Origin of the sequence: Paenibacillus sp. MER 180, from assembly GCF_023713665.1 — a bacterium.
Lineage (GTDB): Bacteria > Bacillota > Bacilli > Paenibacillales > Paenibacillaceae > Paenibacillus_B > Paenibacillus_B suaedae.
In genome coordinates this window covers 365,274-378,640 of sequence record NZ_JAMAVT010000005.1, presented here as the reverse complement: position 1 = coordinate 378,640, position 13,367 = coordinate 365,274, and the positions used below count along the sequence as shown (strand labels likewise).

Genomic DNA, 13,367 nt, shown 5'->3' with positions numbered 1-13,367 from the left:
TGTAGAATGTAGTTGGAATCGCTTCATGCGTATGAGAACATGACAAGGGGAAGAGCGAGATGAAAAGATTATTGATGAACGTCGGCCTGCTTCAAATTTTCATGGCTTTGTTAATCGTGATCATGGTCATGTTTGTCTCCAACTATATTGTACACAAGAACTCCATCTCAGAAGTCTATGACGAAGTAGCTCAAAATAATGCGCTAGTCGTGAAAACGATGATTCAATCGATCGATAACAGCTTCAGATCCCTAGACAGCATGAACCATTCCATTCACTCCTTACTCTATAACAACATTGTAAATAGTGATGGAAGCCTGGATATGGCGAAGGTGTACGATTTACAGAAAAATGTTACCGCACTCGTATCCAAAGCTGATTTTATTGAAGATATTATTGTATTTCATGACAATTCGAATCTTGCAATCACCTTGCACGGTACGACTGATTTGGGAGAGCTATTTGAGCAAAAATATGTACATTCCATCTACAATGCAGCGTATTGGAAGCGCTTTATGTCCATGCCGCATGAATCGAAAGTCTTTCCGGCCGATACATACAAGGTCATGAACAGCGGTACGACATGGCAAAAAAAGAAACTGCTGATTATGGTGGGAGGCAATAAATTTCGTCTATCTGATAAACATATCATGTTTTTGATTAGTGCCGAAAAGTGGATGAAATTCGTTGACCAAACTGCTATTATACCTGGTGCATCATTTATTGTGCTTGATTCGAATCGCAATGTGATACTCAGCACGAATGATGATTTTGACTTGGTAGAGGTATGGAATCAGCTAACCTCTAATTTCAATTCGGAAGGGACGATCACGGGCAAGGATTTCGAGTACAATTTCTACAAATCGACGTACAACGGATTTATGTATATCAATAAAATTCCTTATAAGTTTAAGAACATCAACTCCGTAAGCAGTGCGAATCTTACGATCATGATCACTGCCATCATCGCAGCTATCACTTTATCTTACTTGCTCAGTATGTACTTATATCGACCCATCCGTAACATCATTCAGCAGCTGGGAATGGAAACGAGTAAAGGAAATGATATCCGCAATATTCATAAGGCTATTCGTGTGCTCCAATTAGACAACGGTAAGCTCAGAGAGCAACTTGAAGTCGTATGTGTAGAAAATCGAAGAAGTGCCTTCTTTCGAGCGATTGATGAGTATGCAGATCCAAGTGAATCGGAGCAGCTTATCCGCAAATACTTCCCAGAAAGCACTGTGAAGAAACAATTTGTGATGGTTCTGATCCAGCTGCTGCCTAAGGAGGAAGCGGAGTCACATGAGCGTATCCATGTCGATGAGCTGGAATCACGTATTGCTGCTGGATTGAAGCGAGAGTCGATAGAGGCGCTTCTATTTCATGCCGATAAGCTGCAATTTGTCGCGTGGATTGGATTGGATCAGCCTTTAACTAGGCGTACACTATTCAAACAGCTTCGTGCTTACATTGCTGCTGCAGGAAATAATGAGCTGAGCCGCTATGAAGTAGGGGCTTGTGTAAGCAGTATGTACAGCACTGATGAGGTACATTGGAAACGCGCTTTTCAAGATGTAAGCCATGGGATGTCACATCGGTCGGTAAGCAACGATGAACCTGTGATGGATGCAGAACAGATACGATACACCTATAATATGTACTATCCGCTGGACAAAATGGAGAAGCTCTCCAACTATGTGCTATGCGGAAGGCTGGAAGATGCCGTCCAAATCATAGAAGATACATTCGAAGCGAACAACAAGCGGAATATTCATATGCATCAGATGGTGCACGTGGCGCAAGCGATGTTCTATGACTTGTTCCGCATGATCGGCAATCCGTCGCTGGAACAGGAGGAATGGAGCAAGCTTGAAGGGGATTTTCTTCGAAGCATTTCACGGGCGAATCGATATACGGAGATGAAGCAGGCGCTTATTAAGGTTGCTGCATTTTTGGCAAAGCAGTGCAAGAGTGAGCCGACAAATAAGTTGAATCCTGCTTTCATTGCACAATATATCGAGCTTCATTATATGGAGAATTTGTATTTGGATTATATTGCAGAAGTCTTCCATACCTCGCCGAAATACTTCTCTAGTTATTTCAAAAAAACGTTTGATATCAATTATGTGGATTACTTGAACAAGGTGCGACTAGCCCATGCCAGAGAACTGCTGAAGCATACGTCATATTCGGTAACTGAGATCGGAGAAAAGACAGGATATTTGAATGCGTCAACATTTGCTACCACATTTAAGAAATATTACGGAATATCGCCTAGTGAGTATCGAAAACGGCAGACAGGTTAACGATTGGGGGGATTGAAGTGAAGGCTGTGGCGACACAATCCGGCACAATTGTCATTGCTGAAGTGGAACCCAAGAAACTGGAGTATGGACATGTCAGAATTCGAACGGAATATTCAGCAATCAGTCCGGGCACGGAGCTGAGTATGGTGAACTGTTCATCGGAGTCGCGGATCCTATTGGGATATAGTGCAGTTGGCATCGTTGAGCAGGTAGGGGATGGTGTGAGCAGTGATTTGGTTGGGCAGCGGGTGGCCTGCTATGGGGCGCCGTACGTATGTCATGCGGAGTGGCTGACTGTTCCCACGAATTTGATCGCACTTGTGCCGGATAAGGTTGATCCGAAGGAAGCCGCGTTCGGGGGGGTAGGTGCTATTGCGGTGCATGCGCTGCGTGTAGCTGACTTACGATTCGGGGAATCTGCCGTCATCGTCGGCCTCGGGACATTAGGCAATTTGATCGCGCAGATCGCTCATGCTGCCGCCTATCGAACGGTTGCACTGGATACAGACGCCCGCAGGGCAGAGATGCTCAGACAGCACGGGTTAGACCAAGTGTATGCGGATCAAAGGCTAATGGAACTGGAATTGTCTGAAGCGGTTGGAGAGGCGGGAGCAGATGCCGTATTGCTCTGTGTGAGCGGATCGGGAGAGGCAGTGACGAACAGTGCGCTGACATGGATTCGAGATCGGGGGAAGGTGGTCATTGTTGGCGATCTGGCGATGGACTATTCCAGAGAGCTCATGTTCCAGAAAGAGGCTCAAGTTCTCATTTCAAGGGCAGGAGGACCCGGTCGGTATGACAAGCAATATGAGCAGGAGAATCGAGATTACCCGATCGGTCATGTGCGATGGACGGAGGGGAGAAATCTCGAAGCCTACATACGGCTGCTCGCTGATGGACGCATTTCGATGAAGAAATTGATCACCCATGTGTATCCGGTAGCAAGAGCCGAGGAGGCTTACGATAATTACAGGGAACGTAGAGACGTGGTTGCGACCTTGCTTCAATACGGGCATGAGACGTAATACTCGCGTCTATATATACTTGTATTCTTATAAGTACATATGAGCCGTACGACGAATCCATGATTTGTGATGTACGGCTTTTTCTGTTGAGAGAAAGGCAATTCTATAATAGACTAGTATGGAAAAATGAACCATTGATTCTCTCTGTGGTTACTGGGCTGATGTATCAATACATCCAGATTGCCTACTAATCGCGACTGTATGATGTCGCCATTCAATTGTGGGATAGTGAGAACTATGCCGAGTATGTAGCTAGCTCGCGAGAAGCGCTGAACTATGAATTGTCCGAAGATATTTTCGATCAGAAGTTGATCTTCGTCGAGCAATTCCAAGCGCGATTTCGTGCAGAATGCAATGGTGAGATCTTGTTGCATCATCGATGACATAATGCCCGCACTGCTTGCTCATCCCGAAGCAATGCGGGCACGGGTGTTGAGGTTTCATCTAAGCCTACTCTCTTTGGGGATAGGCTATTTATGTTTGGGGTCAGGTATAGTTGCTAATTATAGTTTGCCTTCCCGTAATTCGTCGGTGCGTCGATTTACCCGCTTCCGAAGCAGATTCAACACGGCTTTCTTAAACCGACTCTTCGTATTGTTGTATGCCGCGAAGAATTCATCTGGGTTATCGTAGTAGCCTAAATCCTCAGTAATCGAGAAGTTCTGAATATAGGTGCTGTCGCCACGCCAGCATAAGTTGATGTTCTTCACGTCTTTCACTGCTATACCGTATCCGATATGACCATCGTTGTAGCTGCACAGTCTATCTTTTACTTGATGAAGGTACATATCATCGATAATGACACCCTCAAGCGCCATCCATTTGCCTTGGAAATGAACTTCCGTCCAGGCATGAACGATATTGCGGGGGGCGAATGTATAGATGATGCCAGTCAATGCTCCCTTTTGCATTTTCTTATCGATATAGAAGCCGTGAATGCGGCAAGGGATTCCGACTCCACGCAGCAAGGCCATCAGCAGGATGCTCTTCGTATTGCACTGGCCATATCCATCTGCTAATACCTCCGAAGCGGGAATATCGTCTCCGCGGTTGTAACCGAACTTGATCTGGTTGCGCACATAATCGTATATATCACGAATCTTATCGTACTCTTTAGCTTCTTTCCAGGATCGCTCTATGATAAGCTTTTGAATCGATGGATGGTTATAATCAACTAATGCCGTTGCTTCTAAATAGGATGTCATGGTCATTCCTCCTTCTCCTTCAACTATAAAGGAGAGGAGGAATTCATACTTTCAAATATCTGCTATGTTGAACAATTGTACGGGCAGTCATGCCAAGTTTGTCTCGAACGGTCTTAGAGAAGTGGGAAGGGCTATTAAAGCCCGCTTCCATTGCTGCGTCTGTTATGGATTTTCCGCTAAAGACAGCATGGAATGCGTGTTCTAATTTATGATGAACGATATAGCTGGCGAGTGATATGCCGATCTTGTCTTTGAATAGATGAGATAGTCTGCTCTCGGACAGAAATAACTTCTTGCTGAGTGTTTTTACAGTCAATTGAGGGAGAGAAATGCTCTCTAGTGCTTGCATAATGTGATGAACTCGTCCGTCAAGAATAGGCGGCAGATTGTCATCCGTCATTTTCAATATGTGCTTGCACTTGTTCCAAATCTGGTCGTATTCCATTGCTTGCTGTAGCGAAAATAAATGCTGGATTGCAAGCTGCTGCAGTTCCTCGACTTGATAGCTTGTTAGGATATAAATTGGTGAGTGCTGTAAGTAGGTTCTCTTCAGATGCTCACCGAATGCAGATTCAGGGTTGATGAGCATATACCATTGCCACTGTCCATGGCCTTGCAGTTCATGAACGATGTTAGAATGCAAGATCAAGCCGGAAGCTTGATAGGCGACTCCGTCTACCGTTATCGCTACATCCTCTTCAAGGCCGATCGTAATCTGAATGTAGTTATGGCTGTGATTGTCCGCATCTACTTTTTTCGTGAGAAAAGATACATGGTCAGAGCCAAAATACACGATTAGGTCGTAGGGGCTCATGATTGCAGACATCTTGCTTACTCCTCCTTTGCGTGTCATCATCGTTTGACCAATGGAGCATTGGTTCGAATTATACCTAGCGGTACGGTTGAAGTAAAGGGAGGGACTCTCAGAAAGAATGGTATTTTTGTAGCGCTTCTTGCTTTGACAGGTTCTATTGAGGTGGATAATAATAGATATCTAGAGGTATTGTGGAAGCAATTGTGGAGCATGTTCTTAAGATTAATGACAGACGAACGGAGTGGAAGTCTATGGACAGTCGTGTTCAAATTAAAGAGATAGAGCAGTTGGATGGAGAAGTGCTTCAAGGGCTATCAACGTTGTTATTGGACGTCGTGAATGATGGTGCATCAATAGGATTCCTCCCTCCACTGGATCGCAAGATGGCTGACGATTATTGGGCAGCGGTATTGCAGCCGGAGGTGCACCTGTGGGTTGCGCTAGTTGATAATCAGGTGTGCGGTACAATCCAGCTTCATCTCGCTCAAAAGCCAAATGCTCTTCATCGTGCAGAAGTGGCGAAGTTGATGGTGCACCCTTCCCAGCGCAGAATGGGAATTGCCAAGGGGTTGTTGCGAGTTGTGGAAGATTGCGCGCACCATGAAGAACGAAGCCTGCTGGTGCTTGATACGAGAGAAGGAGATCCTTCCAACTTGTTGTACCAATCGAATGGGTATATGGAAGCTGGACGGATTCCGGAATTCGCCAAGTCTGCAGATGGAGGTTATCATGCAACCGTTATTTATTATAAGAAGTTCTAATGTTAACGTGGGACATGATATAGAGGGAGTGGGATACAATGGCTGAACGAGTTCGGGTAACTACAGGATCACCTTGGGAGCCATTGGTAGGCTATTGCCGAGCGATACGAGTGGGCAATCAGGTCGAGGTTGCGGGTACAACAGCGATGCAGGAAGGCCAAGTGGTCGGTGTAAATGATGCCTATGCGCAAACTACATATATTTTGCAAGTTATTTCTAACGCTCTGAACCAAGTTGGAGCAAGTTTGTCCGATGTTGTTCGAACAAGAATGTTCGTCACAGACATAACCAAATGGGAAGAGATTGGCAGAGCTCACGGTGAATTTTTCCGCGACATTTGCCCGGTAGCTACCATGGTAGAAGTGAAGGCCCTTATCGATCCCGCTTTGCTCGTTGAAATCGAAGTACAGGCGATTTTGACGGATAAGGTTGTATAGATGAGTGTACTAGATAGGTATCTGCTACTGTTGGAGTGATTCGATCGGCTATGTTCATCGCGCAGATAATTCGGACAAGACGAAGCGTTATTTTCGCGAAGCTCCTGGAGGGAAGCGTACGCATATCCATGTGAGAGAATTGGGGAGCTGGGCGGAGCAGTTCCCGCTCCTGTTCAGAGATTACTTGCGCTGCCATATTGATGAATGTGAGTTGTATGCTGCGGTCAAATATGAGCTGATGAAGAAGTACCAGAAGGACAGGCATGGATATGTTGATGCCAAAGAACCTATCATCTGGGACATTATGCGAAGAGCGAGCAGTTGGAGTCAGGAAGTTTGGTTGGAGGGCTGGAGAAACAGATGTGTAAAATCGAAGAATCGGAGCGAATGACATGCAAATCATTGATCTGATATCAAATCAAGCGGAACATATAGAGCCCTTCTATCCTTAGATTAGCCTGATATAGGCAATCATGGTTCCATGGAAGTCAGCGAGCATAATTGATCCTTTTTTGGATTCGGAACATATAGCTTCGACCGTATCAAGAATTCATCATCGCATTACCGCAACTCGAATTAGAATAAGGAAAAAATAGAGGGAGTATGGGGTGTACGTGTGAATCTACCATGGGCCATATTTTTTATTGTTTGGATGACAATTTTCTTTCTGACAGAATACTCTCTGTTATTGGGTGTATTATTTGGCAGTGTATCAAGCATCTATGTTATATACCGTTATTTTAGCGATAAGAAAGAACGCGAGGCAGAAAGGCAGAAAATGATTGCCGATGCGACAAGCTATGAAGAAGACTACGAAGATAACGAGGAAGAGGAATATGAGGACGATGGGGAAGAAGAAAGTGCGGATGGTGATGAAGAGGACGAATTGCTCGAAGATGCAGCCATTATCGTAGCGGAAGTTGGATACGCGTCAACGGCTCTTCTTCAATCAAAATTAAATATAGGAGCACAGAGAGCTCGGCTCATTCAGGAGCAGCTAGAGGTGGCGCAAATTGTTGGCCCGCCATCAGCAAGTGATAGACGGCAAGCGCTCTTAACCCCAGATGGAGTAACTGCACGTATCAAAGAGGTGTATTCCAATGAGGAGGACTTGACTGAAGAAGAACAGGCTGAAGCGGATCGAAATATAGAAGCCCTTTTGCAGGAGCTTCATGAGTTAACGGGTCTTGATGCGATGCATCAGAACATTCAGCGCCTCGTTCGACTAATCCAGAGGCTTAATAATCGCTATGATTTGGGACAAGACATTTATTATCCGAGAATTCATATGATATTCGCTACGGAACCGGGTACTTGGGAGATGAGGGCTGCTGATCTCATTTCTTCTCTCTTTCACGAACTGTTCTACTTGTCTGAACGAACGGTAACTGAGGTGAATTATAAACAATTAATTGATCCGTACCGCCGAAGACGCTCACAGTCTACGCTCGATATTGTTGAACAGGCACGCGGAGGCGTACTTGTAATACAAGATGCCTACAAGCTGCTTGAAGACGATCGAACCGGACAGGGGCGGGAAGCGCTAGATATGTTATTTTGTTGTTTGGAAAATGAGACTGAAGAAGATGATGAAATTCTCGTCATTTTAACGGGAGCGCCAGCGAAAATGCACCGCTTCTTGGAGGAACATATTGAAATAGGACTTTATTTCACAAGTGTGTATGCGCTCAACATTGAGGTTCCATCCGCTAGTCGGACGACTTCTCCATCATTAGAGAAGCGGAATGAGTCAACATCGCTGAGCGATACTGAGCAGTCATGCAATCACACAGCAGAAATGCATTCCAATATGAAGAGTAGCGAGATATCGAATGCTGATGAATCCCAGCTAACTGATAAATTTCAACAGCCAGATGAATCGCTGCAGGGACGAACATTATCAGCAAATCCAAACTACTCTAAGGCACAATCAGATCAAACGGGGGAAGCAAGGTTCGATTTACAAGGTAGTTTGAATGAATTCCTATCCAGTGGAGTACTTGGCGAATATGCAGAATCGCTACGCCAACTTGTCCATCGGTTGTCACAATATCAAGAAGGGAAGGCAAAAGGATTGTACGTCGATATGCCTCCTATGTGTCTTGCAGTTATGGGCGGTATCGAGCCTGCTAGAGTACAGGTAATTGAACTCTTGTCTCAGGTTTATAAGAAGTGCGGCATTCTATCATGGGGGCAAATCGTACCTGTATCAATAGACAATATGGAGAATCAGGATCCAAGTTCCATAAGCAGTAACGTAATATCGAATCTCCAACATGCGAAGAATGGTATGCTTGTGCTGCGGCTTCCTGCACAAGATAGAAATCGTACACATGCAGACAAGGTGCGTGCATTAACGGAGTCTCTGGTGAAAGCTACGGATCGCTATTCCTCCGAAACCGTAATCATCATCGAAGGGGATGCCAACGATGTTGCCGTCTTTTTGAAAAACAGCTCAGTACTACGGATGCGTTTCTCAGAAATCATTCAATTACCAAGTTTGTCGGAAATCGGCTCTTAACCATGTGATGCACCATATTGGATTAGCGTAAGATGAGGACTGGGTGTCATTCTATCTTCTGCAAATAGAACAGGGGGAATGTAGCACATGGGGATTGTTGTCGTTATCATTATTGCAGGTATTGGTTTATATATTTGGTACCATCTGATTCAATCTGCCATTGAACAGTCGAAGATGGCCCAACATATCAAAGAAATTCGAGATTTGTTGGTTGAACTGCATAAGGATAAGAATATACAGACCCAGACGCAAGTACAAGAAACCCCTGATTCTGTTCAGCCAAGACAAGATACTGAATGTTGTCCGGCCTGCGGCATACGGGTAAGTATGGATGATACCGTATGTCCTGAATGTGGGTTGACCCTGGCGAATACGGAGAATTAGGAGCGTGAAGATGAAAAGCTGGAGTCGTAAGTCAATGCTCGTCGATCTTGGTTTGATTGGGCTATGTGTTGTATTGTTTATCGTTTATGGAAGAACTTTCGAAGTCGCCTTCGCGTGTTCGCTTAGCTTCCTGTATATCCTGCTGCGTAAAATAGACTTTCAAAAGTATAAATGGTTGCGGAATCTATTCTTGATCTGTGTGTCCATAGGTTTAATGCTGTTCGTTGTAGTGGAATCGCTCATTATATCCGAGATGGGGACAGATGATCGTAATCAGGCACAAGTCGATTATGTAATTGTTCTAGGTTCAGGATTAAGAGGCACGAAGCTCTCAACAACGCTGCAAGATAGACTTGATGCTAGCTTGCCTTATATTCGAGCCAACCCTCAAGTTCCCGTAATTGTATCGGGAGGTCAGGGGCCAGGTGAAGATATACCTGAAGCAAGTGCAATGGAAGATTATTTAATACAGAATGGAATACCTAAGGAACGTATACTTGCTGAACGGAAGTCAACCTCAACGAAGGAGAATCTACTCTATTCACAGAGTCTGCTTCGAGAACAAGGTGCATTAGGCAACAAGTTAATGATTGTCACAAGTGATTTCCACATGTATCGCTCGAAGATGCTCGCCAGAAAGGTTGGGTTTGAGCCGTACGGAATATCAAGCAGTTCCCCTAATCATCTGAAACCAACGAATATGATTCGTGAATTTTTAGCGATGGTGAAGGCGGTTCTATTTTGAATAAGAAAGCGGTAAGGGAGATTCCTCATGCACAAGTGCTTGGGGATCTCCCTATTTGTGTATGCTAGGGAACGATGTTAAGATACGATAGCCATTTTCGTATAAGATTGTATACCAACTCTGCAACTACAATCCCTGCCACCACATCCATAAATACATGCTGCTTCACAAACAATGTCGATATTATGATTGCCCATGAGAGGATGAGGACAATGGCTCGTAAATAGGGGAAGCGATGCTGTGAATCTGGGTCGGATACAGCCTTAATCATAAGATAGGATGTAAAGACGTGAATGCTGGGGAAGCAGTTGAATGGCGCATCTGTTAGATAGACAAGCTGTACAAGATCTGTCAGCAATCCAGGCTCTCCTATTTCAGGACGTGGTACAGTCGTTTGATATACTGCATAGACCATATAACAGATGACCAGTCCGGCACAGAGGGAGAGCAGCGTTCGATAGTACACATTTCTTTGCTTCCTGAAGACCAGCACAAGTACGGTGAAAATATAGGGATACCAAATCACGTAGGGAATGATAAATGCAGGGATAAAGGGGATTTCCTGATCCAAATCAGTCGATAGGTCATGAACGATCGTATTCCCATGGTTTAATAACCCGTAACAGATATTAAGCACCGGGATTGCTAATAGCCACAGCAGGGGAATATATGCCGAGAGCTTTCGATTCATCTTCGCTCATCCTTTCTTTTACGAACTTGAACTCATCGTAAATCATAAAACTATAGACGAACCGCATAAAAAGCTGAAGAATGTATGAAGAACGGATGAGAACAATACAGCTTTTCTTTTTGTGATGAATAAGGGTTGTAAATACGGGGATATCGTAGTAAACTTTGGTTATTGTTTCAAGTGCAACAATATTGGCGGTCTCATTTTAGATGTCTATTTCATTTTCATACCCATATCGTTACATATGTAACAATAAATCGAGATTGGATTACGTAATGAGCAATAACAGAGATCTAATGAGGAGGAAAGCGAATGCAATCAAATTCTAAGCTAATTTTATACGTAGTATGTCTAAGCACGTTCTTCGCATCATTGATGCAAAACATCTATTCTCCGATTATTCCGTTGTTACGAGACACCTTTCATGTGTCGCTATCGATGGTGAACGCATCGGTCTCGATTTTCATTTTTATCATTGCGATCATGCAAATTGGATGTGGGGCACTCATTGATGTGAAGGGAGCAAGGTATATATTAATGCCTAGCATTGCTATATCGATTGCTGCTAGTATCGGCTGCGCAGTGACGAAGGATTTTACTTGGTTTCTCGTATTTCGTGCATTGCAAGCTGCAGGGACAGCATCGATTCCGTTAATTGCAGCTACCACCATTGGGAAGCTATACCAAGGAGCGGAGCGGGGCAGTGCAATGGGGACTTATCAGATGCTAATGTCAATTGCTCCCGCTGTTGCCCCCGTGCTTGGCGGATGGATAGGAGGGAAATATAATTATCCCGGCATCTTCTGGTTCCTCACTGGCGTGTCGCTATTATTGCTGCTTGGGAATGGATTATACTTTCCGAAGGACCAGAGGAATCGGTCAGCTTCCATAAATATTCGCAGGATGATCGTTCAATATGGTATTGTGTTACGAAGCCAAGTCGGGAGAGGAATTCTTATGATTAGCTTCTTGTATTTCTTCCTGTACTTCGCACTCATCGTATATTTGCCTACGCTTCTGACAGATCAATATCACATGAGCTTGACGATTGTCGGCTTGCTCTATCTACCTATGGCGGTCAGTATGATACTGGGAACTGTGGTATACAAATCAATTCAAGCTAAAATCGATCAACGTCGTTTACTGCTCTACAGTAATCTAATGGCAGCATGCAGCATTCTTATATTTGCTCTGACTGAATCGTACTCTTTAGTAGGGCTGTCAATTGGTTTGTTCTTGTACGGTACAGCAGGGGGGGTGATTGCGCCTCTCTATTCAACAATGATTAGCAGCGAGTTCGAAGAACAGAGAGCAAGTGCATTAGGCTTGTACAATCTGATCCGCTATGTTGGGATGTCGGCCGGGCCGCTTATTTGTGGTCTGATTATCGTGAACTTTGGTTCAAGCATGACATTTGCTGCCTTCGGCGTACTGTTTGTCGTGCTCTCGATATGGATGGTGAAACGGGTATCTACCCAACATGCTACCCAACCAGTTGCCAAAGAAATATAACGATTGCTTCCGTCTCTGTTGATTTGTATGTATAATTATGGGGTGTGAAACTGATTGTTACATTCTGTTCGCTTTATATGGACATCATGACCTGGCTTTGTTACGAGACCGGGTTATTTGTCTATTCTGAAACAGTGCCTTTCGAGAACGGGCATGAAGCCACTATTCGCTGGGGGATATGGCATATTGCTGATCATAGCAGACATCATTTTGCAAATATTGTGTTCATGAAGAAGCTCAACGAGCGGGAAGTTTTACATCGTGACCATACATGAGAGAACCCCGAACAAAAGAGAGGGAGGGAGATTGTTGCTGAAGCCGGGGCCAATTTATTTGGGGGCGACATTTGTTGGTATCGTATTGATATCCATGCATCACTTAGGACGTTCCTTCGGAGATGAGATCTTTCTCTTTCTTGGTCTATCGCCGTGGGTACAAATGGATGGTGGGAGTTGGCATCCGCCTGTTATTTTTGGTATCCTTTTATTAATTGTTGGAATTCGGGGTGCGTCTCGCTCTTATGTTCATCCAAAGCTAGCAAAACGGCTGATTATCGGGTGTATTTTGTTTGCGATGGCATCCCCTACGGTTAGCAAAGGTGTGATGTTCACCGTGAAATATTTCGCATCGGGGATATCTTCGTTAGACTACGCAAAGGAGGGCAGCAGCTGCTCGACTGTGCAATATTCTGAAGATGTGAAGCAGCTGACCACTATTTGCACATTTACCGTATATAATTACGGTGAAGAAACAAATGTCCGCATTCGTCCCATACGATTGATGAATGACGAAACTATTGAGTTTGATTTTCAAAGTGTAGAGCTGATCCCTCACCAGAAAAATAGTGTGACTGCGGAATACCGTGTCTATGCGAGAGATTCTACGGCTTTTTACAGTGGGAGATCGAACGAGATTGGAGCGGAATTGGAGTTGTTTGGTGAAACTAAAAGTGATAAATAAGAA

13 protein-coding genes and 1 pseudogene are annotated in these 13,367 nt (G+C 44.4%); 11 read left to right on the top strand and 3 right to left on the bottom strand.

Annotated elements, in window-relative coordinates; genetic code table 11:
* The first annotated feature begins 59 nt into the window (after nucleotides 1-59).
* Nucleotides 60-2,309 (top strand): helix-turn-helix transcriptional regulator, encoded by a 2,250-nt coding sequence (locus M3661_RS11040; protein WP_251484683.1) that lies wholly within the window; start codon nucleotides 60-62, stop codon nucleotides 2,307-2,309.
* A 17-nt stretch (nucleotides 2,310-2,326) separates the two neighbouring features.
* Complete coding sequence (locus tag M3661_RS11035; RefSeq protein ID WP_251484681.1) at nucleotides 2,327-3,334, top strand: zinc-dependent alcohol dehydrogenase; 1,008 nt, start codon at nucleotides 2,327-2,329, stop codon at nucleotides 3,332-3,334.
* 503 nt (nucleotides 3,335-3,837) lie between these two features.
* On the opposite strand, the gene M3661_RS11030 is transcribed toward M3661_RS11035, so the two are convergent.
* Complete coding sequence (locus M3661_RS11030) at nucleotides 3,838-4,539, bottom strand: transglutaminase-like domain-containing protein (RefSeq protein ID WP_065290579.1); 702 nt, start codon at nucleotides 4,537-4,539, stop codon at nucleotides 3,838-3,840.
* Between the two features lie 43 nt (nucleotides 4,540-4,582).
* A complete protein-coding gene (locus tag M3661_RS11025; RefSeq protein WP_251484679.1) occupies nucleotides 4,583-5,365 on the bottom strand; it encodes a helix-turn-helix domain-containing protein in 783 nt (260 codons plus the stop codon).
* Between the two features lie 239 nt (nucleotides 5,366-5,604).
* On the opposite strand from M3661_RS11025, the gene M3661_RS11020 reads away from it, so the two are divergent.
* The 6 genes from M3661_RS11020 (at nucleotide 5,605) to M3661_RS10995 (ending at nucleotide 10,201) form a co-directional block, all read left to right on the top strand.
* Nucleotides 5,605-6,114 carry a GNAT family N-acetyltransferase gene (locus tag M3661_RS11020; protein WP_065290624.1) on the top strand — a complete coding sequence of 170 codons (510 nt, stop codon included), beginning with the start codon at nucleotides 5,605-5,607 and terminating at the stop codon, nucleotides 6,112-6,114.
* A 38-nt stretch (nucleotides 6,115-6,152) separates the two neighbouring features.
* A complete protein-coding gene (locus M3661_RS11015) occupies nucleotides 6,153-6,551 on the top strand; it encodes a RidA family protein (protein ID WP_065290577.1) in 399 nt (132 codons plus the stop codon).
* A gap of 13 nt (nucleotides 6,552-6,564) precedes the next feature.
* A complete protein-coding gene (locus M3661_RS11010) occupies nucleotides 6,565-6,942 on the top strand; it encodes a GrpB family protein (RefSeq protein WP_083189065.1) in 378 nt (125 codons plus the stop codon).
* Nucleotides 6,943-7,167: 225 nt separating this feature from the next.
* Nucleotides 7,168-9,072: a DNA translocase FtsK gene (locus M3661_RS11005; protein ID WP_251484677.1), complete on the top strand. Its 1,905-nt coding sequence runs from the start codon at nucleotides 7,168-7,170 to the stop codon at nucleotides 9,070-9,072.
* Nucleotides 9,073-9,159: 87 nt separating this feature from the next.
* A complete protein-coding gene (locus tag M3661_RS11000; protein WP_072731221.1) occupies nucleotides 9,160-9,456 on the top strand; it encodes a hypothetical protein in 297 nt (98 codons plus the stop codon).
* A 10-nt stretch (nucleotides 9,457-9,466) separates the two neighbouring features.
* A complete protein-coding gene (locus tag M3661_RS10995) occupies nucleotides 9,467-10,201 on the top strand; it encodes a YdcF family protein (protein WP_065290574.1) in 735 nt (244 codons plus the stop codon).
* 64 nt (nucleotides 10,202-10,265) lie between these two features.
* Here the strand turns inward: M3661_RS10995 and M3661_RS10990 are convergent, their stop codons facing one another.
* Nucleotides 10,266-10,892, bottom strand: a complete 627-nt coding sequence (locus M3661_RS10990) for a phosphatase PAP2 family protein (RefSeq protein ID WP_251484674.1) — start codon at nucleotides 10,890-10,892, stop codon at nucleotides 10,266-10,268.
* A gap of 312 nt (nucleotides 10,893-11,204) precedes the next feature.
* On the opposite strand from M3661_RS10990, the gene M3661_RS10985 reads away from it, so the two are divergent.
* The 3 genes and pseudogenes from M3661_RS10985 (at nucleotide 11,205) to M3661_RS10975 (ending at nucleotide 13,364) form a co-directional block, all read left to right on the top strand.
* Nucleotides 11,205-12,404 (top strand): MFS transporter, encoded by a 1,200-nt coding sequence (locus M3661_RS10985; RefSeq protein WP_251484672.1) that lies wholly within the window; start codon nucleotides 11,205-11,207, stop codon nucleotides 12,402-12,404.
* A 140-nt stretch (nucleotides 12,405-12,544) separates the two neighbouring features.
* A pseudogene (locus tag M3661_RS10980) lies at nucleotides 12,545-12,679 on the top strand (DinB family protein); the annotation flags it as partial.
* A 31-nt stretch (nucleotides 12,680-12,710) separates the two neighbouring features.
* A complete protein-coding gene (locus M3661_RS10975) occupies nucleotides 12,711-13,364 on the top strand; it encodes a hypothetical protein (RefSeq protein ID WP_251484669.1) in 654 nt (217 codons plus the stop codon).
* Nucleotides 13,365-13,367 lie beyond the last annotated feature (3 nt).

What these genes read in the sequence shown, in the direction of transcription:
- M3661_RS11040 (WP_251484683.1), top strand. Translation starts at nt 60, where the DNA reads ATGAAAAGATTATTGATGAACGTCGGCCTGCTTCAAATTTTCATGGCT.
- M3661_RS11030 (WP_065290579.1), bottom strand. Translation starts at nt 4,539, where the DNA reads ATGACATCCTATTTAGAAGCAACGGCATTAGTTGATTATAACCATCCA.
- M3661_RS11025 (WP_251484679.1), bottom strand. Translation starts at nt 5,365, where the DNA reads ATGTCTGCAATCATGAGCCCCTACGACCTAATCGTGTATTTTGGCTCT.
- M3661_RS11020 (WP_065290624.1), top strand. Translation starts at nt 5,605, where the DNA reads ATGGACAGTCGTGTTCAAATTAAAGAGATAGAGCAGTTGGATGGAGAA.
- M3661_RS11015 (WP_065290577.1), top strand. Translation starts at nt 6,153, where the DNA reads ATGGCTGAACGAGTTCGGGTAACTACAGGATCACCTTGGGAGCCATTG.
- M3661_RS11000 (WP_072731221.1), top strand. Translation starts at nt 9,160, where the DNA reads ATGGGGATTGTTGTCGTTATCATTATTGCAGGTATTGGTTTATATATT.
- M3661_RS10995 (WP_065290574.1), top strand. Translation starts at nt 9,467, where the DNA reads ATGAAAAGCTGGAGTCGTAAGTCAATGCTCGTCGATCTTGGTTTGATT.
- M3661_RS10990 (WP_251484674.1), bottom strand. Translation starts at nt 10,892, where the DNA reads ATGAATCGAAAGCTCTCGGCATATATTCCCCTGCTGTGGCTATTAGCA.
- M3661_RS10985 (WP_251484672.1), top strand. Translation starts at nt 11,205, where the DNA reads ATGCAATCAAATTCTAAGCTAATTTTATACGTAGTATGTCTAAGCACG.